At 69.8% G+C, this 23,619-nt stretch carries 16 protein-coding genes and 3 pseudogenes; 6 read left to right on the plus strand and 13 right to left on the minus strand.

What is annotated here, in order from left to right:
* A partial coding sequence (locus tag ACZ4XX_RS24030; RefSeq protein ID WP_468510012.1) for a transposase occupies positions 1 to 177 on the plus strand: 177 nt, incomplete at its 5' end.
* A gap of 159 nt (positions 178 to 336) precedes the next feature.
* Here the strand turns inward: ACZ4XX_RS24030 and ACZ4XX_RS24035 are convergent.
* Positions 337 to 741 (minus strand): type II toxin-antitoxin system PemK/MazF family toxin, encoded by a 405-nt coding sequence (locus ACZ4XX_RS24035; RefSeq protein ID WP_468509923.1) that lies wholly within the window; start codon positions 739 to 741, stop codon positions 337 to 339.
* Positions 742 to 1,135: 394 nt separating this feature from the next.
* Here ACZ4XX_RS24035 and ACZ4XX_RS24040 point away from each other — a divergent pair, with 394 nt between their 5' ends.
* Positions 1,136 to 1,552 carry a hypothetical protein gene (locus ACZ4XX_RS24040; RefSeq protein WP_468509924.1) on the plus strand — a complete coding sequence of 139 codons (417 nt, stop codon included), beginning with the start codon at positions 1,136 to 1,138 and terminating at the stop codon, positions 1,550 to 1,552.
* Positions 1,553 to 1,781: 229 nt separating this feature from the next.
* Here ACZ4XX_RS24040 and ACZ4XX_RS24045 read toward each other — a convergent pair whose 3' ends face one another.
* Positions 1,782 to 1,940 carry a hypothetical protein gene (locus ACZ4XX_RS24045; protein WP_468509925.1) on the minus strand — a complete coding sequence of 53 codons (159 nt, stop codon included), beginning with the start codon at positions 1,938 to 1,940 and terminating at the stop codon, positions 1,782 to 1,784.
* 452 nt (positions 1,941 to 2,392) lie between these two features.
* On the opposite strand from ACZ4XX_RS24045, the gene ACZ4XX_RS24050 reads away from it, so the two are divergent.
* On the plus strand, positions 2,393 to 2,842 hold the full coding sequence (locus tag ACZ4XX_RS24050) for a hypothetical protein (protein ID WP_468509926.1): 450 nt from the start codon (positions 2,393 to 2,395) through the stop codon (positions 2,840 to 2,842).
* Between the two features lie 110 nt (positions 2,843 to 2,952).
* On the opposite strand, the pseudogene ACZ4XX_RS24055 reads toward ACZ4XX_RS24050, so the two are convergent.
* Positions 2,953 to 3,211 (minus strand): annotated as a pseudogene (locus ACZ4XX_RS24055) (transposase); the annotation flags it as partial.
* Between the two features lie 131 nt (positions 3,212 to 3,342).
* Here ACZ4XX_RS24055 and ACZ4XX_RS24060 point away from each other — a divergent pair.
* Complete coding sequence (locus ACZ4XX_RS24060; RefSeq protein WP_468509927.1) at positions 3,343 to 4,716, plus strand: TerD family protein; 1,374 nt, start codon at positions 3,343 to 3,345, stop codon at positions 4,714 to 4,716.
* Between the two features lie 315 nt (positions 4,717 to 5,031).
* Here the strand turns inward: ACZ4XX_RS24060 and ACZ4XX_RS24065 are convergent, their stop codons facing one another.
* The 3 genes from ACZ4XX_RS24065 to icmF all read right to left on the minus strand — a co-directional run bounded on the left by ACZ4XX_RS24065 (position 5,032) and on the right by icmF (position 11,239).
* Complete coding sequence (locus tag ACZ4XX_RS24065; RefSeq protein ID WP_468509928.1) at positions 5,032 to 6,159, minus strand: NHL repeat-containing protein; 1,128 nt, start codon at positions 6,157 to 6,159, stop codon at positions 5,032 to 5,034.
* A gap of 300 nt (positions 6,160 to 6,459) precedes the next feature.
* On the minus strand, positions 6,460 to 7,530 hold the full coding sequence (locus ACZ4XX_RS24070; protein ID WP_468509929.1) for a ferritin-like domain-containing protein: 1,071 nt from the start codon (positions 7,528 to 7,530) through the stop codon (positions 6,460 to 6,462).
* A gap of 478 nt (positions 7,531 to 8,008) precedes the next feature.
* Positions 8,009 to 11,239, minus strand: coding sequence for a fused isobutyryl-CoA mutase/GTPase IcmF (gene icmF, locus ACZ4XX_RS24075; RefSeq protein ID WP_468509930.1), 3,231 nt, complete (start codon positions 11,237 to 11,239; stop codon positions 8,009 to 8,011).
* Between the two features lie 484 nt (positions 11,240 to 11,723).
* Between icmF and ACZ4XX_RS24080 the strand changes: the two are divergent.
* Positions 11,724 to 14,054: pseudogene (locus ACZ4XX_RS24080) on the plus strand (AbfB domain-containing protein); the annotation flags it as partial.
* A 63-nt stretch (positions 14,055 to 14,117) separates the two neighbouring features.
* Positions 14,118 to 14,552: pseudogene (locus ACZ4XX_RS24085) on the plus strand (AbfB domain-containing protein); the annotation flags it as partial.
* A 273-nt stretch (positions 14,553 to 14,825) separates the two neighbouring features.
* Here ACZ4XX_RS24085 and ACZ4XX_RS24090 read toward each other — a convergent pair.
* The 7 genes from ACZ4XX_RS24090 to ACZ4XX_RS24120 form a co-directional block, all read right to left on the minus strand.
* Positions 14,826 to 17,060: a LamG domain-containing protein gene (locus tag ACZ4XX_RS24090; RefSeq protein WP_468509931.1), complete on the minus strand. Its 2,235-nt coding sequence runs from the start codon at positions 17,058 to 17,060 to the stop codon at positions 14,826 to 14,828.
* Positions 17,061 to 17,353: 293 nt separating this feature from the next.
* Entirely contained in the window at positions 17,354 to 18,247 is an 894-nt protein-coding gene (locus ACZ4XX_RS24095) for an RNA polymerase sigma-70 factor (protein ID WP_468509932.1), read from the minus strand.
* Between the two features lie 69 nt (positions 18,248 to 18,316).
* Complete coding sequence (locus ACZ4XX_RS24100) at positions 18,317 to 19,495, minus strand: NAD(P)/FAD-dependent oxidoreductase (protein ID WP_468509933.1); 1,179 nt, start codon at positions 19,493 to 19,495, stop codon at positions 18,317 to 18,319.
* A 330-nt stretch (positions 19,496 to 19,825) separates the two neighbouring features.
* Positions 19,826 to 20,251 (minus strand): DoxX family protein, encoded by a 426-nt coding sequence (locus ACZ4XX_RS24105; RefSeq protein WP_468509934.1) that lies wholly within the window; start codon positions 20,249 to 20,251, stop codon positions 19,826 to 19,828.
* Positions 20,252 to 20,331: 80 nt separating this feature from the next.
* Positions 20,332 to 20,766 carry a YdeI/OmpD-associated family protein gene (locus tag ACZ4XX_RS24110; RefSeq protein ID WP_468509935.1) on the minus strand — a complete coding sequence of 145 codons (435 nt, stop codon included), beginning with the start codon at positions 20,764 to 20,766 and terminating at the stop codon, positions 20,332 to 20,334.
* Positions 20,767 to 20,807: 41 nt separating this feature from the next.
* On the minus strand, positions 20,808 to 21,473 hold the full coding sequence (locus ACZ4XX_RS24115; protein WP_468509936.1) for a glyoxalase: 666 nt from the start codon (positions 21,471 to 21,473) through the stop codon (positions 20,808 to 20,810).
* 117 nt (positions 21,474 to 21,590) lie between these two features.
* Positions 21,591 to 23,522: a CASTOR/POLLUX-related putative ion channel gene (locus ACZ4XX_RS24120; RefSeq protein WP_468509937.1), complete on the minus strand. Its 1,932-nt coding sequence runs from the start codon at positions 23,520 to 23,522 to the stop codon at positions 21,591 to 21,593.
* Between the last annotated feature and the right edge of the window lie 97 nt (positions 23,523 to 23,619).

A 23,619-nucleotide genomic window follows, 5' to 3' on the forward strand; every position in this document is an offset into this window, starting at 1 on the left:
GAGTCCTCAGAACGACTCGGACGCCGCCGATGGGTGATCGAGCGGACGATGTCCTGGCTGACCGGATACCGCCGACTCAACCACCGCTACGAACGTCATCCCCGCAACTACCTGGCCTTTCTCGGCCTCGCCGCCGCCATCTGCTGCTACAAGCGACTCGTCCGCCTCACCACGTAGGACACGGTATTAGACCTCGCCTCATCATGCGCGCGGGGTGTCTACTCCGGCCGTAGATCGTGATCTCGGTGGTGAGGGGCGGCGAGGCGGCAGGTGGCAAGCGTCGATCCTCCCGCCCGAGATCGCCCACGCCGTCGCGGGCGTCGGCTCCTTCTCCGTCTACCCGAGTTCACCGAGTCGGAGGGCATCCCCCATCTCGCTGAGCTTCGCGGCCGTGGCCGGGGTCCGCTCCTGCGCATGTTCAGCGAGTCGGAGGGCGTCGTCGATCTCGCTGAGCTTCACGGAGGACAGGACGGCCGCCCGCTCCATCAGGTCGTCCCGGGACACGGTGGTCAGCCACGTGCACGGGGTGAAGCCTGGACGCGGGTACGCGAGGCGCAGCACGCCTTCGAACGGCAGTCCTTCACCGGCGCCGACCGTCACTTCGATGCCCACACCGCTGATGTCGACGCCCGCCGGAGCGACGACCTGCATCACCCGGATCCCGGACGCGTCGTCTCCCGACAGCAGTACGACCAACCTCCGCTCGTCGAACTGGACCCACCAGACTTCGCCACGTTGCACAAGTCCTCCAGACACATGACGGCAGGCAGACGCTGCGCGGCCCCGACGCGCTGTGGAGACGGGTGCAGCACCGTTGATCACCGGTGTGTGAGGACTGAAGATCATGCGGTGGCCGCAAGGTCACAACGTAGACCCTGCCCGCCGGCAGGAGGCGTTCGAGGGCCTGACGGCCCGGATGGCGGGCCGGTTCGCACGGGTCGAACCCCGACGTCGGGTCGGGCGGCTGGTGCTCGGGCTGCTGTCGGCCATGCCACGGTGTGCGTCGCTGGATCAAGGTGGCGGGTCGAGCAATGCCGGACCGAGCAGCACCCTGGCCGCAAACGGGCGCGACCGCAGATCAATCGATGCGGAGAACTGCCGCGGAGCCTCCGGCCCAGAGCAATAGGATCTTGCGGTGCTGTTCCGACGCCTCATGACGCTGATTCCTGCGACCCTCGTCCTTTCCGGTTGCGGCCTCCTCGAACCGACGGAGGAACCGGAACCGCTGGACGTGACTGCCGAGGTGCTGTCCGCCTTCCCGGACAAGCCCACGGCACAGAAGGCGAAGGCACATGTACGCCGAGTGGAGAAGACGGACGAGGATGAAGTCTTCCTCACGTTTCAGGGCGACCTTCCTGAGGGTTCCGTCCTCTATCCGCTGGACGACTGGGAGCACCACATAGCCGGCCTGGTCATGACCGCAGCCGACGAGGTTCTGGGGCCTTGCCACCATCAGGTCCGGACGGACGCCACCTTGTACGGCATCGGGACCTGCAGCTTCGGTCACACACGCCCCACCTCGACAGAGAGGCCTGCGCCCAGGGAACGGTGACGCGTCGACTCCAAGCTGCGCTGGGTCCCGGTTGGCCGTCGCATCAGTACCGGGATTGCAAGACCTGCGCGACTTCCGCCTCAGAAGCGAAACCTCCCAGCAGCCAGGGCGGCACCGCTGGACCGGCGAATCAACATGCCGTGGCTCGCCGAATGCCGTCGGCTCCACCGCCGTCACCAACACGAGGGAGAGATCGGAGACCATCGAGCCCGACCGGGGGCCGTCCGGGTCAGTCACCGGCCTTCTTGTTGAACCATCCGAGCGACCGGATGACGGACGCGCCGATGAAGAGGATGCCGAGAGGAAGGATCGTGAACCAGACGGCATCGGCTTTCGCGGCTGCGAGCAGGGCGATGGCGCCGATGGCCAGCGCCAGGAGCACGAGCATGCCCAGAAGGACACGAATCTTGGAAACCAACGGAGGACTCTCCAATGTTCAGCTGGGCTCTCGTCACCAGACGGCGTTCGCCACCCGTCGTACGCCGGCGGCAGTTGCCCCGTAGGGGCAGCAAGCTCCCCGGCGTCACGCCACGACTCCGTCAGGCAGGTCGTGGCGCGATTCTCCCAACGCTCCGCTCCGGATGCGTCAGTGGAACTACGTAATCCAGTACGTAGGTTCACTGCCCGGCGCGGGTTGGCGAGCAGCGGATCCAGGGGCTGTCCGATGGGTCGTGTGAGGTGATCAGGGCCGCGGCGCAGGCGCAGATGAGCTTCTCCGAGGGCGCCGTCGACGGGCTCACCGGCACTGAGAGCTCGTCGCCGATCCGCCCACGCCTGCCTGCGTCGGCCGATTCAGGAATTCGGTTGCGGTGGATCAGGCGGGTGCGGTGATACTCCGGCATGAGTAGAGACGCCGAGGTCATCGTGCTCGCCCGCTGGTCGGACGAGGTGATGGAACCGCTGACCCAGGACGACCCGGAACGCACGTGGCAAGGCCGATTCGTCCCGATAGCAGGGCACTGGGGCTACGAGTTCGGGTGGGCCCTGGAGCTCGACAAAGTGCACCACCGCAAGGGCCTGCTCAGGCACCTGGAATCGCTGGCCTGGCCGCATCCGCATACGGTGCAGGTTCTGCTTCGCGACCAGGACGACGACTGCTTCGGGCTATGGATGATGCAGGAGGGCCGGCTGATGGAAGTCACCATTCCGCGCACCGAGCGCTTCCACCAGCCGGCACCTCCCACTGAGGACTTCGAAGTCGACCCGGGCAGGCTGCTGCGCACCGACCAAGGCAGGCCTCTGCCCGAGCAGACCCCGGAAGCACGCCGCGACACCCGCCCATCCTGGTAGACCGAGTCGACAGCTCGTCTCAGGACGTCAGGGCTGTCGAGGCGCGCGTACTCAGCGAACCGCGCCCCCACTGCCCAGGTCCCGACGCTCCGAACGAGGCGCCGGCCCAGGCACGTCGTGGAATCGACGCTGACCGTGCTCCAGTCGATCCGGCCCCGGCATCAGCGTCGGCCTGGACGGCCCGCAGGATCCTCTCCCACGTGCCGTCCGCCGACCACCTGCGATGCGATCGTGAACCGTCTTGCAGCCACCGAAGCAGACAGGCAGATCCCGCCAGAGGAGGCCGGTCCGCTGCCGGAACAGAATCCGTGCGAATCCACTGACCTTGACGAAGTCCCCTGGTGGAATGGCGTGTTCCGCACCGGGGATCTTCTCCCGATGTCTCCTCCACTGTCACCATGTGCCGTATGACGCACATGATCAAGGGTGCGAACGCGCCCGTTCCCACCGTCCCACTGCGTGTTGCCGTGGGCCGACCGTCGACGCCAGGGGCGCCGATCGTGTCAGCCGCGGCCGTTCTGCTCGACTCGGCCGGAGCGGTGCGCGGCGAGGCCGACATCGTCTTCCACGACCGGCCCGTCCACCCCTCGGGCGCCGTTCGGCACGTCGGCACGGGGCAGGGCGCCGGACAGCTCGCCGAGTGGCTCGAGGTGGACCTGCTCCGCGTCGAACCCGATGTCCAGCGGGTACTGATAGTGGGAACCTGCGCGGACGGGACCTTCGGACAGGTCCACGGTCTCTACGCCCAGTTGAGCACGTTCGACGGAACCATCGTCGCGCAGTACTCGGTCACGGACGCCACCGCCGAGACCGCGTTCGTGCTGGGCGAGCTGTACCTGCGCGATCGGGCATGGCGGTTCCGCGCGGTGGGGCAGGGCTATGAGGACGGGCTCGCGGGTCTGGCGCAGGATGTCGGGGGCACGGGGGCGGTGCCGGCGGTGTCTCCCCCGGCGCCGGTGGTCCCTCCGGCGTCGCCGGCCGTGCCTTCCGTTCCCGGCCCCGTGCCGCTCGCCGGGGTGGGCAAGACGGGCTCCGGCCTGGCGGCTCCCGGGGCGCCGTCGGTGCCGGGGCCGGATGTGTACAGGGCGGACCAGGGGTCGTCCGGGCCCGGCCAGCCGGGCGCGGGCGATTCCGCGACGTACCCCACCTCCGCCGTATCGCCTTCTTCTGAGCCTGCCGGGGTCGTGCCCGCCTACGCCGGTGGGGCGCCCGCCGTCGGCACATCGTTCGAGCCCCTGTCCTGGGCGGCCGACTTCTTCACGTTCGAGCCACGCGTCTATCGCGGCAAGGGTGCGAAGACGGTCACCGTGGACCTGCCGTTTCCGCCCAACGGGGAGCCGGTGATCCTGGAGGCGAGGACGGAGGAGTACAACTTCATCTCCGTCAAGATGCCCGGCCGCGAGGACGATGTCTTCCTGGCCGACCTGCCCGATCACTACGGTCGAACCCTGATGGTGCCCAACCGCAAGGGCGGTCCGGTCACACTGAAGGTACGCAACTCCGGGGCATGGCAGCTCACCGTCCTGCCCCTGTCGGCGGCCCTTCCGCTGGAGGTCGGCACCATCGCGGGCAGCGGACGCGAGGTCTTCGTCCGCACCGGACCCGCTGCCGAGTTGAAGGTCCGGGCGGAGGACCCGCACAAGGGCTGGTTCCAGATGCACTACCACTGGGGCGACACCCCCAGTGACCTGCGGAGCCCTGCCAAGCGGCTCGTGTACGAGTGGAACGGTCGCCGGGTCCGGGAGAAGGTCGATCTGCCCAGCGGGCCCATTCTGGTCACCATCGACAGAAGCAGGCACCAGTGGGAACTCACCCTCGATCCGGCCGCCCCGAGCGACCCGTCCCGAGGCGCGCGACGGGCATGGCGTCGCTAGGTCGACCACTGACGTACACCGTCGTCGGGCGGTGCACGTCGATCGTGATCACTCGGTTCGGTGGCCGCCGCGCCACGGAAGCGGCCTTCCCCAGGCGGCAGGCGGAGCGGCTCTCGCTCTCCGGAACATGTCGTGTGCAGCTGCAGCCTCTGGCGTCACCGATTCGGTGTGATGAGACAGGTCGAGAACCTCGGGACGGACCGCCCCGACCCGGGGCCGTCCGGCCCGATGACGCTCAGCACACGGCACCTCCGCACGCCGTCGCTGCCGTCCACGGGCCGGATGGGCTCCGCCAGGCTCCCCCGGTGTGACGGGTCAGCGGCGGATGCCCGCGTACGCGGACGGGGAGATCCCGCCCTCCGCCCCCGCGGCGCCGCCGACCGTCCAGACCCGACCCGCCTCGTCGGCCGCGGCGCCGTAGAGGAACCCGGCTCCGCGCGGGTTCTCCGTGCGCTTGAGCACACCGTCGGGTCCGAGCGTCAGGACGTAGTTCCCGGCCGGGTTGACGTCGGGATTCATGGTCTCCCCCACGATCACCGGGCGCCCGGAGCCGTCGAAGGCGATGTCGAACAGCTGGCCCGTCTCGGCGGGCGTGCGGACGGTGGACCAGACCCGACCGTCGAAACGCACGACGACAGGACGGCGCCACAGGTTCTCGTCGCGCATGTGCCCGACGGCCCAGATCTCGTTCGCCGAGCGCCGCTCGATGCCGTCGTACATGGCGCCGTCGAGTCCGCTCGGCAGCTGCTGCTTCGTCCACGACGTGCCGTCGAACCGCGAGACGCCGTCACCGATGGCGAGGACGACCCCGCCGGGGCCGACCTCCAGCTGGGAGACCCAGTTGAGCCCGGTGTCGGCCGGCAGCCGGGTCCAGCCGCCGCTGCCGTCCGCCCTGCCCCGGAACAGGGCCGGCTGGTACTCGCCGGTCGCGTCGGTGTATCCGCCGTGCACCCAGACCGCACCGCGCGCGTCCACGTCGACGGCCGACAGCGACGTGCCGTCCGCCCCCTTCGGAAAGGGCAGCTCGACCGCGCTCCAGACCTTGCCGTTCCAGTGCTGGAGCAGCGCACGCCCCTGGTCCCAGTCGTCCTCACCGACGGCTTCGTGGCGGGTGCCCACGGCCCACACCTGGTCGGGCGCGCCGACCGCGAGGTCCTCCAGACGACCGTGCTCGGCGGGCTGCGGGGGCGCCTGCCAGCGGGTACCGGTCCAGCGCAGAGCGACCGGAGCGAAGGGACGGGTGGTCGCGTCGTTGTGCTTGCCGACGGCCCAGGTCGCGCCGCCGGCGGTCTCGACGTCGAACAGCGCGCTGCCCTCGCTGTGTGCCGGGCTGACGTTCCGCCAGTTCTGGGTCTCCGCTGCGGCGGGGGCCGCGGCGACGGCGACGAACGAGGCGAGGCCGACCGCGACGGCGGTGGCCGCACGGGGCAGGGAAGGGTTCATGAAGGGATTCCTCGCAGTGAGTCGGTGTCGAACGTGCTCTCACCCTTTTGACGCGCCGAGCCACGGGAGATGTTTCATGATTCTTCGAAAAAAGCTCAGGGCAGCGCGCGAGCGCGACGACCGCTACGTCCGACTCGGTCCAGGGCGCGGGGCGGCGACCGTACATCTCACTGACAGCCCCCTGGGCAACGTCCAGGGGGTGCACTACGACCCTGATGCCGCTCGGGGGCGCGTAGAGGCGCATGGGGAGGCGTAGCAGCTCGCGTACAGCGCATTGGCGCTCGACGGGCGCGCGCCTCCCTAGGCGTCGGTGTACCGGAATTCCGGGCCGAAGGTCCGGCCGCTTCCGTCGGGCAGCGGCCGCTCCATCAGGGTGCGTGCCGGTCCCTGCAGGGCGAACATCGTGCCGATCGCCTTCGTCAGCAGCTCCTTCGCCTTCGCCGGCAGTTCCGCCTTCCAGGCCCCCTCCAACAGGCGCAGCATCTCGCTGTACGAGTGGTTGACGGCGTCGAGGAGTTCCCGCGTCCCGGCGTCGACGACCGCAGATCCCGAGGTGCCCCAACCGCCTGCGGGAACGGGGGCCATCGGCAGGGCGCGGGGCATGGGGATCTCGTCGCCCGTGAACTCCCATCGGTCCGGCATCTCGGCGGTCCTGACGAGCTTGCGGCCGTGGAAGATCTCGCGGAAGACGTAGTAGTGGGCCGGCTCGCCCGGCTCGCCCGGATGCGGGTTCAGGGGCGAGCCCGAGGTGCCCTCGCCCTGTTCCTTGATGACCTCGATGGCGGCGGTCACCTGAGGGAGGCCGGTGAGTGCCACGACGTCGTTGCCCTGCCCGTGGTGGGACAGGTTCCGGGTGAGCTGCCGTGCGCCCGTGATCAGGTCCGCGTGGGTACGGAACACGTCGAGGATCGCCGTGTAGAAGTCGCCGATCGAGGTGGAGGCGCGGGACTCGGCGAGCGGGTCGTCGGGCGCCTCGATCCGCGAGTAGAGGTCCAACGACTCCTTCGTCAGTCCGCTCAGAAAGACGGTCAGGCCGGGCCGTACACCTCCGGGCAGCGGGCCCGGATACGTCGGCACCGCCCTCGCGTCGGCGAGCCGCGGGGCACCGCCGATGGTGGTGAGCATGTTGCCGGCCAGGGCGAGATGGGACATCTCGTCGAAGACGATCCGCCGGATCGCCTCGGACACGTCGCCGTCCCGGTCGGGGTCCTCGATGGACCAGAGCCCGCACAAGTAGGGCGGAAGAGTGGCCAGTTCCAGCATGACGGCCTGTTGGAGGGACTCCTTCAGCCAGTCCGCGTCACGGTGATCGGCGGGTTGCCCCATCAGCTCGACGATCCTGTTGCTCCGGTAGTCGAGAAGCGCGGTCACGACCGCCCCTTCCTCGCAGCCAGGGTCGTGCTTCCATGACGGGGCCACTCGCACAGGTCATCGTGGTTCCACAGGGCGAGTTCCGCCGGGCACGACTGGAGGGACCAGATGTCTTCCACGGTACGTGGGCCATGGGCCGGCGGCGACTCGGGCAAGGAGGGCGGAGGTGTGGACACGGCCGTACAACAGCTCCCAGGCGTACGCCGTGCTCCTACGGACCGACACGTTCGCCCGGTCGGGCCGCAGATCGGCGTCACCGAAGGCGCACGCTCACCCTCGCGCGCACCTCGGTGAAACCGTCGGCTGACCGCCGCCCAGCTCCGCACCACGCTTCAGCCTGATGTGCAAGGCAGGCCGGTGCAGGACGGGGCGTCCCGCGGCACAGACCCGGTCCTCGACCGCGGTCTGTGTCCGCCGGGTGCCCCGTCATGGATTCCGCATCGTGTCGCGACGCTCGTCCGCCGGGCTGCGGGTGAGGTCAGACGTTGCGCCGGTACTGGCCGCCGACCTCGAAGAAGGCGTCGGTGACCTGCTGGAGCGAGCAGACACGGGCGGCTTCCATGAGTACGGCGAAGACGTTGCGTCCCTCCATCGCGGCGGTCTTGAGAGCGGCCAGGGCCTCGTGGGCGGGCTCGTGGTGGGCGGACTGGTAGCCCTGTACGCGGTCCAGCTGCGACTGCTTCTCCTCCTCCGTGGCCCGGGCCAGCTCGATGGCGACGGGTTCGGCGTCGTCGGCGTGCGGGTTGCGGAAGGTGTTGACGCCGATGAGCGGCAGGGTGCCGTCGTGCTTGCGCTGCTCGTAGAGCATCGATTCGTCCTGGATGCGGCCGCGCTGGTAGCCGGTCTCCATGGCGCCGAGGACACCGCCGCGCTCGCTGATCCGTTCGAACTCGGTGAGGACGGCCCGCTCGACCAGGTCGGTGAGCTCGTCGATGATGTAGGACCCCTGGAGGGGGTTCTCGTTCATCGCCAGGCCCCACTCACGGTTGATGATGAGCTGGATGGCCAGGGCCCGGCGGACGGACTCCTCGGTAGGGGTGGTGACGGCCTCGTCGTAGGCGTTGGTGTGGAGACTGTTGCAGTTGTCGTAGATGGCGATGAGTGCCTGCAGCGTGGTGCGGATGTCGTTGAAGTCCATCTCCTGGGCGTGCAGCGAGCGGCCCGAGGTCTGCACGTGGTACTTCAGCTTCTGGGAGCGTTCGTTGGCTCCGTACTTCTCCTTCATGGCGACGGCCCAGATGCGTCGGGCCACGCGGCCGAGTACGGAGTACTCGGGGTCCATACCGTTGGAGAAGAAGAAGGAGAGGTTCGGGGCGAAGTCGTCGATGTTCATGCCCCGGGCGAGGTACGCCTCGACGTACGTGAACCCGTTGGCGAGCGTGAAGGCCAGCTGGCTGATGGGGTTCGCGCCGGCTTCGGCGATGTGGTAGCCGGAAATGGAGACCGAGTAGAAGTTGCGGACCTGGTTCTGGATGAACCATTCCTGCACGTCCGCCATCATCCGCAGGGAGAACTCGGTCGAGAACAAGCAGGTGTTCTGTCCCTGGTCCTCCTTGAGGATGTCCGCCTGCACGGTGCCACGCACGTGGGCGAGGGCCTTGGCGCGCAGCTCGGCCGCCTCGTCGACGTCGGGCTCGCGGCCGTTGGCGGTGCGGAAACCGTCCAGCTGCTGGTCGATCGCGGTGTTGAGGAAGAACGCCAGGATGGTGGGGGCGGGCCCGTTGATGGTCATGGAGACCGACGTCGTGGGCGCGACCAGGTCGAAGCCGTCGAAGAGGGCCTTCATGTCGTCGAGCGTGGCGACCGAGACGCCGGAGGTGCCGACCTTGCCGTAGATGTCGGGGCGCTCGTCGGGGTCGCGGCCGTACAGGGTGACGGAGTCGAAGGCCGTGGACAGGCGGGTGGCAGGCTGGCCTTCGGAGAGCAGCTGGAAACGGCGGTTGGTACGGAAGGGATCTCCCTCGCCGGCGAACATGCGGGCGGGATCCTCCCCGTCCCGCTTGAAGGGGAAGACTCCCGCCGTGAAGGGGAAGTGCCCGGGGAGGTTCTCCGCCCGCCAGAACCGCACGAGTTCGCCGTGGTCGGCGTAGCGGGGCAGAGCGACGCGGGGGATCTTGTTGCCGGAGAGTGACTCGCGGACGAGCTGCGTGCGGATCTCCCGGTCGCGTACCTTCACCACCAGTTCGTCCTGGGTGTAGGAGGCGACGAGGGCGGGCCATCCCTCGAGCTGTTCGGTCACATCGTGAGGGAGTCGCTTGCGGGCGTCGGCAAGCAGGGACGACACGGCGGTGTCGTCGGAGCCGACTCCGACGAGTTCGTCGCGGACGGCGGCCAGGCGCTGAACCCGGCGGGCGGCTTCGGCCAGGTCGAGGGTCTCGGAGTGGTACTGGCGGACGGTTTCGGTGATCTCGGCGAGGTAGCGCACCCGGTCCGAGGGCACGACCTGGCGGATGCCCGAGGAGTGCCGGACGTCGACGGCCGGCAGGGTTCCGGGGGTCAGGGCCAGGCCCTTGCCGGCCAGGAGGGTCTTCAGGTGCTGGTAGAGAGCGGTGACGCCGTCGTCGTTGAAGGTGGCTGCGGAGGTGCCGTACACGGGCATGTCCTCAGGCCGCTTCGTGAACGCCTCACGGTTGCGGATGAGCTGGCGAGCGACGTCGCGCATGGCGTCGCGGGCGCCGCGCCGCTCGAACTTGTTGATGGCCACGACGTCGGCGAAGTCGAGCATGTCGATCTTCTCCAACTGGGAGGCGGCTCCGAACTCGGGCGTCATCACGTACAAGGAGGTGTCGACGAACGGCACGATCGCCGCGTCACCCTGGCCGATGCCAGGGGTCTCGACGATGACCAGGTCGAAGCCTGCGGCCTTCACGACGTCGATCACGTCCGAGAGGTGCTGGGGCACTTCGCGGCTGCCGCGGGTGGCCAGGCTTCGGAAGAAGACCTGGCTTCCGTCGAGGGAGTTCATGCGGATCCGGTCGCCGAGCAGCGCGCCGCCTCCGCGGCGGCGCGTGGGGTCGACGGCGATGACCGCGATGCGCAGCTTGTCCTCCTGGTCGACGCGGATCCGGCGCACCAGCTCGTCGGTGAGCGACGACTTGCCCGAGCCACCCGTGCCGGTGATACCGAGGACCGGCACGGTCCGGGCGGCGGAGGTGGTCCGGAGCTCCTGGAGAAAGGCGGTCGGGAGCTTGCCGAGCTCGGCGCCGGTGATGGCGCGGGCGATGGCGAAGCGGTCGCCAGCGAGTACTCCGCCGACGTCTGCGTGCTTGGTGTCCCACAGGTCGAAGTCACAGTCCGCGACGACCGAGTTGACCATCCCGGCGAGGCCCAGCCGCTGCCCGTCCTCGGGGGAGAAGATGGTGACCCCGCTCCCCCGCAGCCGGGAGATCTCCTCCGGGACGATCACGCCCCCGCCTCCACCGACGACACGGACGTGGTCCGCGCCCTGGGCGCGCAGTGACTCCACGAGGTACTCGAAGTACTCCACGTGTCCGCCCTGGTAGGACGAGACCGCCACGCCGTGCGCGTCCTCCTCCAGAGCTGCGTCGACGACCTCCTTGACCGATCGGTTGTGCCCGAGGTGGATCACCTCGACGCCCTGCGACTGGAAGATCCTCCGCATGATGTTGATCGAGGCGTCGTGGCCGTCGAACAGCGCGGAAGCCGTGACGAGACGTACGGGGTTTTCGGGACGGTGAAGATCGCTCATGGGGCCCTCCGGAACCTGCGCTGGAGCTCATACCTTAGGGATAGTAGGACGTCCTAGTAAATAACAGGGGGTGACATCGTGGCGCGGAGGGCATGTCCCGAGGCGACGGACAGGATGTCGAAGCAGGCCCGAGCCTGATCGCCGCAGACGTGAGCGAGGCTCACGCGGGCGTCACTCTCGGCTGCACACCTTCTGGTCAAAACGGAGCAATCGACGCATTCGACTGGCATCAGTCATTCAACTGCACATGATCCAACGATCAGCGCGTTGAAATCTGATGGTAACTGAGCCATTTCGGTGGAGTGTTGTTCCGTGCTACGTTCCGCCGAGTGGGAGCGCTCCCCGACTGCTGTTCGGTGGTCGCGCCCGGCTCACGTACCGCATCACCTCGTTGCCCTCTCTCTGCACGGGCTCCCGCACGCACTCCGTATCGCCGACCGCGTGCCGGGAATCCGCGCGCCGTCCCGCGCACAGGAGGAGATCGATGCGTCGCATCCTGACCTTCGTGGTGGCCGTGCTGATGGCCGCCGGAGGTGTCTCTCTGGCCGGCCTCACCGGCATCTCGGTCGCCGACGTCACCCCGAAGCCACCCCGGCTGACCACACCGTGGACCTCCCAGGTGTCCACCACGAATCCGCTGCCGGAGTACCCCAGACCCCAGATGACCCGTCAGAAGTGGCAGTCACTGAACGGTGAATGGGAGTTCCTCAATCCACCCACCGACGCCGCCGGCAACGTCGACCGCCGTGCTGCCCCTCCGACCGGGCAGACGCTGCCCGAGCGGATCCTTGTCCCCTACCCCGTCGAGTCGGCCCTCTCCGGCATCATGCGGAGCGACAACCGGGACCTGATGTTCTACAAGCGCTCCTTCACCGTCCCCCAGGACTGGGCAGGCCAGCGCGTGCAGCTGCACTTCGGCGCGGTGGACCACGAGGCCACCGTCTGGGTCAACGGAACCCAGGTCACCACGCACAAGGGCGGCTACGACCGGTTCGAGGTGGACATCACCCCCCAGCTGCGCGGGGGAGCCAATGAGCTGATCGTCCGCGTGTACGATCCGACCGACGGGCGCGGCGAGAAGCAACCGCTGGGCAAACAGACGAACAACCCGAGCGGGATCTTCTACACACCTGTCTCCGGCATCTGGCAGACCGTCTGGCTGGAGCCGACACCTTCGTCCTCGATCTACTCGGTCGACATCCGCCCTGATCTCGCGACCGGCACCGCACGCGTCCGGGTCTTCACCCGGGGCGACGTCAGCGGGCACAGCGTCCGCGTCGAGGCCCTGTCGGGCTCCCAGGTCGTGGGGACCGCTTCGGGCGGGTTCGGCGAGTTCGCCGTTCCCGTCCCGAACCCCCGGCTCTGGTCGCCCGACGACCCCTTCCTCTACGACCTCAGGGTCACCCTGCGCGACTCCACCGGCGCGGGCGTCGATGCCGTCAGCAGCTACTTCGGCATGCGCGAGGTGGGTACCAAGAAGCTGAACGGGGTGCTGCGCCCCACGCTGAACGGCCAATTCGTCTTCCAGGTAGGGACGTTGGACCAGGGCTACTGGCCCGACGGTCTCTACACGGCCCCGACCGACGAGGCTCTCCGCTTCGACCTGCAGAAGCACAAGGATCTCGGCTTCAACATGGTGCGCAAGCACATCAAGGTGGAGCCGGCGCGTTGGTACTACCACGCCGACCGGCTGGGACTGCTCGTCTGGCAGGACATCCCGTCCACCCCCGCCTTCGACCAGAGCCGGACGCCGGCCCAGGTCGCACAGCTGGAGACGGAAGCGCGCGAGATCATCGACGAGCACCGGTTCTCACCGGCCGTGGTCACCTACGTCCCGTTCAACGAGGGCTGGGGCGAGTGGGACCCCAACGCCACGCGGCGCATCACGACCGAGCTGAAGGCCTACGACCCGACCAGGCTGATGAACGCGCACAGCGGCTACAACTGCTGCGTCTCCAAGGGCGATCCCGGCACGGGTGACATCATGGACTGGCACGTCTACACCGGCCCCGACGCGCCGCGCCCGTCGGACACCCGGGTGTCCGTCCTGGGAGAGTTCGGGGGAATCGGGCTACGCGTCCCCGGCCACGAGTACAACCCCGGCAGCGGCTCCCCGTACGAGCAGGTCTTCAGCAGCGAGCACCTCAACGACCGGTACACGGGGATGGTCCGCGACGTCCAGCAGCTGATGACCACCAAGGGCGTCTCGGCCGCCGTCTACACCGAGATCACCGACGTCGAGGGCGAGGTCAACGGCCTGTTCACCTACGACCGGCGTGTCCAGAAGGTCGACACCGGTCTCGTACGTGCCGCGCACGCGCAGCTCCTGGCGGCCTCCCTCAACCTCAACAACGGCAGCCACACCCTGGGACACGTCCGGTCCTTCAGGGTCACCACCCCGGGCCACACGGACCGCTACCTGCGCCACGCCGACTCCGTCGCCCGCACCGATGTGCTGACCGGCGCCTCCCCGGACGGTGCCCGACAGGACGCGTCCTTCCGGACGGTCGCCGGCCTCGCCGACGCGCACTGCTACTCGTTCGAGTCGGTGAACCACCCGGGCCGCTACCTTCGCCACGCCGCAGGCCGGGTCCGCATCGACTCCGACACCGGCGGAAGCTTCTCCGCGGACGCCACCTGGTGCGCCCGCCCCGGTTTGACCGGGACAGGCACCTCCTACGAGTCGGTCAACTTCCCCGGGCACTATCTGCGGCACTACGCCGACAGCGTGTACCTCGCCCGCAGCGGCGGCACCAACGCCTGGGACACCGCGGTCGGCTTCACCGCCGATGCCTCCTGGACCACCGGCGAACCGGCACTGTGGCGCAGCTCGGTCCTCCTCCCCGTCGACGTACGCCGGTCCCTTCGGGTCGCCACGTGGGGACACACCGACCGGTATCTGCGACACGTCGACAGCCTCGCCTCCACCGAGGTCGTCGACGCCGGTAGCGGACCGGTGCTCAAGCAGGACGCGACCTTCACGCTGCGTCGCGGACTGGCCGACTCCTCGTGCTACTCCTTCGAGTCGGTGAACCAGCCCGGCCAGTTCCTCCGGCACGCCGACAGCCGGGTCCGCATCTCCCCCAACGACGGAACGGCCCTCTTCCGCGACGACGCCACTTTCTGCGCGCGGGCCGGGGTCGGAGCGACGGGCGTCACCTTCGAGTCGTTCAACCGCCCCGGTTCGTTCCTGCGCCACTACGCATCAGCGGTCCACATCGCCTCGGGCAGCGGCCCCGGCGACGGGTTCGACCGGCCCCAGACCCTCACCGCGGACAGCAGCTGGACACTGGCCGCGCCCTGGACACCCTGATCTGCCGGTGAAGCCGTGCCGCGGTCATCCGGACTCGCGACCGCGGCATGGTTTCAGCAGCACCGGCTGCTCCACGCGGCCCCTCTCCGGGCGGGCCCGCATCGTCCCGGTCGACGGTCGCTCGGCCATCGGCCGGATCGGCTTCCGCCGGCCGGTGGATCGACGCCGGAGTCGCTGCGACTCCGACGGGCGCCCCTGGATTCCGGGCCGGGAACGGGGCGTGCCCCGGTCGGATGGTGTCCGGCCGGGGCACGCGGGTTCGGCTGTCGGGGATCAGGCCGCGGGTGCCTTGAAGTGGCAGTTGGCGGACACGGGCGTGTTGTCGGTGGTGTCGTCGGCCGTGCGTACGCGCCAGCCGTAGCTGTGGCCGGGGGTGAGCGCCGGCACGGTGAGCGAGACGGTGCCCTGGCCCTTGACCGTGGTGCTCTTCGATCCGGGCGTGCCCAGGCTCAGGATCTGGGTCGAGGTGGTGTTGTCCCACAGGGAGAACTCGGCCCACACGTTCTTGGACGGGTCGGGGTGCCGGACCGTCGCGGTGAGCGTCGGCGTGAGGCCGGCGGCCGTTCCGAAGGCGTTCCCGAACTGGCCGCCGGCATGCTGGTGGCAGCCCTGGGAGAGCTGGCCCGGCGCGTCCTGCAGCGCGATGCTCTTGCCGGTGGGGCGCGCCATGGTGCCGGAGTACGAGGCGACCTGGTCGTCCCGCAGGGCGTAGTCGAAGGCCTCGGCCCGCTGGATGTGCCCCTTGAAGCCGGCGTTCCGGACGCCGCTGACGAGGTCGCGGCCGACGACGAAGGGGCCGCCCGCGCGCCACCTGGCGGTGTGCGTGGTCTCGGCCTTCTTCGTGCCGTCGACGAAGAGGCTCGCCTTGCCGGCGGCGGAGTCGTAGACGCCGGTGAGCCTGGTCCACTGCCCCTTGACCGCGCCGGGGGCGACGGCCTGGTCGATGTTCCAGCCGTCGGCGTCGGCCCTGGGCAGGCCGAAGCGCCAGGAGTTGTCGCCCGCGTTGTAGAAGAGGATCATGCCGCTGACCCGGTTGCCGTCCTGGGACAGGACGGCGGAGGTGCCGGCGTCGGCGTCGAGCTTGGCCCAGGCGGAGACGGTGAAGCTGTGGGCGGTGTCGAAGGCGGGACCGTCGGCGGAGATCGCCTCGTCCACCCGGCCGTCCATGGACAGGGCGCCGCCGTGCTCGGCCGTCCGCCAGTCGCTCGTGCCGTCGCCGCTCGCGCCGGTGAGCCCGGCCGAGCCGCCCGTGGTCGCCGTGGCGCTGCCGTCGAGCTTCCAGGAGACGGCCGGGCCGCCCTGGGTGTAGCCGTACACCGGGGTGTGGTCGGAGTAGGCGTCGGCGCCGGGCTGGCAGTTCCTGGCGACCGACTGGCACTCCGGCTGGTGCTCGACCAGGTAGTCCGTGCTGTCGCCGAAATCGGTCCGCGAGTCGCAGCCGGTGAAGCCACCGGTCGAGAACAGGTAGTCGATCTTGGACGAGGTCATGTCGTACGAGAGGTAGCCCCCGTCGGCCCTCGACCTCCCGTTGATCCGGGTGAGCTTCGTAGCCTCGTTGACGGCGTCGTTGGGCAGGTACGCCCTCTGGTCGCATTCCGCCATCAGGCCGTAGAGCGGCTGGAGCGTCTCCTGGTTGCTCGTGTTGAAGTCGCCGCCGAGCACCACGGACGGGAACTTCTTCACCACGTCCACGACGATCCCGAGCTGCTTCTGGTAGTAGGCATCGGACGTCGCAGGCGAGAGCGGAACCCAGTCCGGGTCCTCCGGCCTCGACTTCGTGTCGGCGTAGAAGTTGGAGATGTGCGTGCTGCACAGGTGGCTCTCCCAGCCGGCCACCTCAGCGCAGAGGATGGTCCCGCTGGCCATGGACAGACCGGCGCCCACGGGCGTGTGGAAGTCGTCCTCCGACTTCCACGTGATCTGCCCCTTGACGGCGATGGCGACGCTCAGCGTGCCGGTCAGGGCATCGCCGCGGCAGTCCGATCCTTCCGAGTCGATGAGCTCGGGGTCCTTGCGCTCGGGCTCCTCATGGGGCTCGTCCGGCCGTGTCACGCCGGCCGAGGCGAAGCTCCACCCTTCGTCGGCGAGCAGCTCCGCGAGTTCGTCGAGGTGGCTCGTTCCCTTGGTGTCGCCCGGTGTCGTACCGGCGCAGACCTCCTGGAGCAGCACGGCGTTGAGGTTGCGCTCGTGGATGAGCCTGACGACGCCTTGCATCTTCTTGCGGGGGCCTGTGTTGTCGAGGATCGCGGAGCCGTCCGGTCTGTGTTCTCCGGTAGCGGCGCCGTTCCGCCAGGGGCAGTAGCCGTCCGCCGCGGCGTACCCGCCGCCCGCCTCCCCGCACATGTTCCAGGTCGCCGCGCGCACCGAGTCACGGGTGTAGGCGGTCGCCGCCGCGTCGCCGGGTGTGGTGGTGAGGGCCGCGGCGGGCGTCGCCTGGCCTCCGACGAGGAGGACGCCGGCCAGAACGGGCGCCCATGCGTGCAGCCATCGAGCTGCGAATCTGTTCATATCAACTCACATGCAGACGTGTGGGTGTCCGCACCCCCCGTCCTGGGCCAGGACATCCCCAGGACAACTCCAGGACTCTGCCACAGGGGTGCGGCGCATGATCAACAGGGCCGTCCACGCCCGTGGCCCGACTCCGCTCCACCGCACCTCCCAGGCCCCCATCGGAGAGACGCCATCAGGGTTCCCACCTTGCCCGTCCAGCCCGCGGTTGCTGCGCAGCACGTTCCACGGGTTCGTCGCCCTGGAGGCCGCGGGGAGTTTCGCACATGGGCGTTCGCCTCACCCCGAACGCCTCAGGGCGACGCCAAGCTGTTGTGCGGGCTCAGGCCGCTGAGCTTCTCGGGGTTGACCTGGAAGCGCATGTTCTGGATGCGGTCGTCGACGAGGTCGAACGTGAGGGCGCCGACCGAGTGTCCGTCGAGGGTGGCCAGGATGCCGAGCTCGCCGTTGATGACGGCCGGCTCCATGGTCAGGGCGGCCAGCTCGGGCTTGGCCAGGAAACCCACGATCCAGCGTGCCACGTGGTCGATGCCGTGGAGGGGGCGGCGGGCGGCGGTGACCTTGCCGCCGCCGTCGGACCAGGCGGTGACATCGGGGGCGAGCATGTCCATGACGGCGTTCAGATCGCCGCCCGCGCAGGCCTCCATGAACCGGTCGGTGATCCTCCGGCGCTGCTTCTGGTCGGCGTCGAAGCGGGGTCGGCGGGCCTGGACGTGCTCGCGTGCGCGGTGGGCGATCTGGCGGACCGTCGGCTCGGGGCGTTCGAGGGTCCCGGCGATCTCGGCATGCGAGTAGCCGAAGACCTCGCGGAGCAGGAAGACGGCGCGTTCGACGGGGCTGAGGGTTTCCAGGACGACCATCATCGCGGTGGAGACGCTGTCGGCCAGTTCGGTCTCCGCTGCGATGTCAGGGGCGGTCAGCAACGGCTCGGGGAGCCAGGGCCCGACGTAGGTCTCCCGGATCGTCCTTGCGGAGGTGAGGCGGTTCAACGCGAGATTGGTGACCGTGCGCACCAGGTACGCCTTGGGGTGACGGACCGCGTGACGATCCACGGTGCTCCAGCTCAGCCAGGTGTCCTGGAGGACGTCCTCGGCGTCGGTGACGCTGCCCAGCATGCGGTAGGCGGTGGCGAACAGCAGCCTGCGGTGTTCGATGTACGGGTCCTGCTCGTCCCTGGCGTCGACCATCGACTCATGCTGCCGCGCCGTGACCACGGGGGCAAGACCGTGATCATGGCGCCGGGAGCGATGTGCCCGTCATACGGCGGGCCTGCGGGTGGCGCGGCCGCCCTTGGAGACGATGGTGGTGACGTTCATGCGCTTGCTGAATCGGTAGGTCTTGAGCGGGCTGCCGCTGACCATCTCCTTGTACGCGACGGCGGTCCTGCCGGTGAGGTGCATGCGGCGGGGACTCTCGTCGGCCTTCGTGAACGGGATGACGGCGTCACGGCGGCCGAGGCTGACCGGCTGGTGGAAGTAGCCGAAGCGGAACGGCTTGACGGCCCTGCCGCGTACGAGCCGCGCGATGGTGTCGGCGGTGTGCTGGGCGGTGGGCAGGCCGCTCTGGCAGGTCCCGTGGATCTCTCCCCAGGCCAGGCGGACGGCAGCGGCGTCGCCGATGGCGTGGATCTCCGGGTGGGACACCGAACGCAGCGTGGCGTCGACCAGGATCAGGCCGCGGTCGTCGGTGGCGATCCCGGCATCGGCGGCCAGCGGCGACACCTTGACGCCCGTGGTCCACAGGCAGGCGTCGGAGCGGACGAGACGGCCGTCGGCCAGTTCGACGGCGTCGGGCAGGACCTTCGCGACGCGGCTGCCGGTCTCGAGGGTGATGCCGAGGCGGTCCATTGCGCCGTGGAGATACGCACGGGCCTTGGCGCCCATCATGCCGCCGGGCTCGTCCGGGCTGATCAGTACGACGTTCAGGCCGGGGTGGCTCTCGGCGATCTCGGTGGCCGCCTCGATGCCGGTCAGGCCGCCGCCACAGACGGTGACGGTGCCTCCGGACGCAGTGACCTCGGCGAGCCGTGCGGCGAACTCGCTCGCGATCCTGGGGGTGTTGAGGGTGAAGGCGTGGGTGTCGGCACCGGGGACCCTGCCGGTGTCGGTCGAACTGCCCAGTGCGTAGACGAGGGTGTCGTACTCGAGGGTCTCGACGCCGTCGACGGTGATCCGTCGGGCCTCGGCGTCGACGGCGGTCGCGGTGCCCTGGACGAACGTGACGCCGGTTCCGGCGAGCAGGTCGGGGATCCGGTGGGCGGCCAGCTCCTGCCCGGCGGCGATCTGGTGCATCCGCAGCCGCTCCACGAACCGGCTCGAGGGGTTGACCAGGGTGATCCTCACCCCGGTCCGGCGCGTGCAGTGGGCCAGTCGGATGGCACAGAACAGGCCCGTGTATCCCGCACCGAGGACGACGATGCGGTGGTCGATGCTCATGGGATCTCCCTGGGTCGTGCACCGGCTTCGGTACCGGTGACGCCCATGGGACAAGCGACCCGCACCGGACGTGACATGTCGCAGACGTGAGCCGCATCACATGGGCGACATCGCGCTGTCCCGAAACGCCGACAGACCAACGCCCCCTCGATGTAGGGCAGTTCCGCGAAGGCGGGGTTGTGCTTCACCAAGGGCGGGGACGGCAGGTCGGCTCCGAGGCGGACGGGGCGACAACCGGCTGCTTCGACTGACTTCCCGCGGACCGCAGTCCGGGGCGGAAGGCGAACTGCAGTCGCTGTTGCGCCTCCGAAGAGCCGCGCCCTTGTCGTCTCAGGGGATCGACGTGGTGCTCGGGGCTGCCGGCGCGGCAGGAGCCCTCAGCAGGTCCCGCCAGTCGGCAGGCCAGTTGACCAGCGCGAGGGCGCCCATGATGAGGAGGTGGGTCGGCGCGGCCCAACTCTCGACCGCCGGGTCGTGGTTGACGATGTGCGTGGTGATGGCGCCGGTGAGGACGAACATCAGCGTGGTGGCACCCAGGAACCGCGCGCGCCGGTCGGGGATCACGAGCAGGACGGCGGCGACACCTTCCAGGGCGCCGACCGCGAAGCGCATCCAGGCCGGGTAACCCCAGTCGACGAACTTCACGGAGTACGCCGAGCTGAACACCGTGTCGCCCGGCCACCACTTGGTCACGGCACCGAGTACGAACTCCAGGGCCAGGAACCAGTACAGAACGGTCATCAGTCGCTTCGACATGCGTGTCCTTCCAAGGAAACAGGCAGAGTCAGGCCTCCGCACGGCGATTGCGGTGCCGCCGGATTCTTCGTTCTCGGGGGTCAGCCCCGCAGGGCGGTGATGGCCTTCTCGATGCGCCGCAGGCGCGTCTCGGGCTTCTTCGCACTCTCGATGGCCCGCACGTGCTCGCGCTTGCGGCTGTAGGCAAGGCTGTCGTACGCGGCGCGGACGACGGGGTCGGCGTCCAGGGCCCGCGCGAAGTCCGGCGGCTCGACGACGACGCGCGGCTCGGTGTCGAGCTCCAGCTCGACCTCGATCTCCTCGCCGATCTCGACACCCGCGGCCTGCCGGTTGGCGTTGCTGAGGCCGAGCAGACGGCGGCCTCGAAGGAGGGCGACCCGGCTCTTCCAGGAATGCCCGTTGACCGTGATCGTCACGGGCGGCCGCGCGCCCCCGCCGAGCGCTGCCACCACCTCGGGCGGAACTTCCAAGCCCCGCATGGGCTCGGGGGGCTCGACGTGGGTCAGAAACTTCATGGTCTTCTCCTGTTGTTCGGCCGGCTCACGACGGTCGGGGGTCAGGACGCTGTGGGGGCGAGGGAGGCGGCAGGCTCCCAGGCGAACCCGTCCAGGTCGGTGAACGCGTCGGCGGTGCTGCCAAGAACGATGCGGTGCGAGCCGGTGCCGTCAGCGGGGACGCCGAGGTCCTTGGCCAGGGCACGGCGCTTGTACAGCGCCAGCTTCACGGGGCTGGAGTGGCCGGGGGCGAACTCGGCGTACTTGCCGCCGAAGCTCTTGGCCACGCTCAGGCCCCGGCCGGCGTAGAACTCCTTGGTGGCCTTCACGTCCTCGACGCCGATCAGCAGGACGACCTCGTCGATCTCGCGGGTGGCGGGGCCGGTGTCCTTCTTCGCCGAGGTCGCGATCTTCCAGATCGTCCCGTCCGGGGCCTCGACGACGCCTCCGTAGCCCCACAGCGACTTCACGGCGGGCTTCAGCACCGTGGCACCGGCCTGAACGGCGGCGCCGACGAAGCCGTCGACGGTGGCCGGACCGGACACCGTCAGCGCCAGGGTGAAGCTGCGGAATCCGGTGGAGTATGACTCGGACGCCCGCAGACGAATGTACGTGTCCACGCCGAAGGCGCTGTAGAAGCGGCGGGCGGCGTCGAGGTCGGCGACCTCGAGGGTGACGGAGGCGAGGGACGTGTGGGCTGCGGTGGAAGCGTTGGTTGCCATGACCATCACGCTACGGGCGGGGCGTCGGCCGGGCTTCTCGAATCCTGACCGGTCGGTCGACGCCCGCCTGGGCCGGGTCACCGCGTGTGTTGCCGTGGCCCCCGCAGCCCGTCTCCCGGAGTCTCAGGGAGAGACCCCTGTAGCGGCCTGCCCGGCTGGGCCCTCCTGCGGCGGGAGGGTTCCGGTCGTGGTGACGACGATCAGGGTGTCCTCGTGCGACCAGCGGCGTGTTCCGGTCTTCGGCGGGTTGAGGAACGGGATCAGGGAGTCGCCGGGGCGGTAGCCGAGGGCGGTGGCGCCCTGCCGTCCGGCGGCCTCGACGAGCGTGGCGAAGGACGCCTCGGTCCCGGCCGGGACGTAGTCGGTCGCGGGACGGAGGCGGACCGCGTTGCCGGCCGGGGAGAAGAGCTCGTCGAAAGCCGCCGCGAGTTCCATGGTCTGCGAGACCTGGGCCATGAGCAGGCCGACGAGCCGTCCGCCGACCACGAGGTCCGTCTGTGGGCCGGCCGGAGCGAGGGGGCGGTGCTGGGCATCCGTCAGTTCGGCGACGGTGGGGCTCCGGCGGCCCGACTCGCGCTCGGCGGCGCGGAGCCGGAGGAGGGTGACGAGGGTGTGCTCGTCGGGGTCGGGGTGGCCGTCGGGGCCGCCGAGGACGAGGACGTGGTGGGCTGGATCGGGGGCGGGGAGGGTCGCCTCGCGGACCGCCTCCCAGCCGTTGTGGGCGAGGCCGTCGACGATCGCCGGACCACGCCGGTTCCAGCCGAGGACGAGGACGCGACGGGGGGCGGCGCGCAGGGCGGCAGCGGTCGCGGCCTTCGCGGTCTTCGCAGAGGAAGGCGTCAGAAGCAGCGGCGGGAGCGGTGTTGCCGGGGGCGCGGCCCAGGTCGGCGGGGTCTCGTCCTCGGACAGGACGACGACGGCGTCGCCGGGGCCGAGGGCCGTCTGCGGCGGCGGGTTGAGGAACGGCGAGCCGTCCGGGCGTACGAGGCCCACCACACACGCGTCCGCGCAGGCCGCCCGCAGGTCGGCGAAGGTCCGGCCGTCGAGCCCAGGAACACGGTGGACGTGCAGCTCGGCACCGGCGAAGTCGATCAGGTCCTCCAGGACGCGCGACAGTCCGGGTTCGAGGACACATTGGACGAGGGTCCGGGCCGCGATGCCGTCGACGTCGAGGACGACCGCGCCGGGCCCGGCTGCGAGCCGAGCGGTGGCGACGTACTGCGTCTGCCGGACCGCCGCCACGACGCGTACCGGGCTCGCGTCGCCGACCACGGCCCGCAGCGCGAGCAGTGTCTTGACGACCTGGGTGTCGGCCTCGGGGGTGTCCGGCGGCAGCACCACGACCGCCCCGGCGGCGGCCGGGCTGACGCGGGCGAGAGCCGCCGGGTCGGCGGGATGGCCGCGGCGGCAGAGGAGCCGGACGCGTCGGCCGCCGACGGCGGTGAGAACCGCCCGCAGCTCCCGCTCCATGTCGAGCTTGTCGCGGTCGGCGAGAACCACGACCGCGCTGTTCCGCCGCTGGGCATGAGCGGCGAGCAGCTCGGCGACGAGTGTCGGGGTCTGCTCGGACCATCCGAGGACCAGTGAGTGGCCCCGCTCCACGACCGTCGACTGGCCGCGCTGGAGCTCGGTCAGCCGGTCGGTGATCGCGGTGGTGACGAGGCCGACGAGGGTGGAGACGTAGAGCAGGGAGACGAGGGCCAGGAGGACGGAGAGGACCATCCGCAGCGGCGGGCCGACCTCGCCGCCGAGCCGGAGGGTCTGGCCGACGGTCCGCCAGACGGTCGCCACCTTGCCCTGGACGGTGTCGGGCGCGCGGCTGTCGGTCCAGACGAGGAGGGCGCTCGCCGGTGCCACTACGGCCAGGCAGACCAGCGCGAGCCAGCCCGCGACCGTGGTCATGCCCTTCACCACGGTTCGGTCCACCCAGTACCGCGTCCGGTCCCGCAGCGACGCGGGCCGCTGGCGGGGCGGGGTGGGGGTGAGCGGGGGCGGGACGGTTGCGGGACGGGACGGACGCTGGGGCGGGACCGTGTATTCGAGCTCCTTGCGCACGTCAGCAGGGTGACGGCGGCGGCGGGGCGAAACGCCGTCGACGGGCGCCGTTCATCCTTTCGGGCAGGCGGCCGGGAGTCAGACGTTCGACCCGAAG

It is taken from the genome of Streptomyces sp. NPDC029956 (assembly GCF_055574655.1).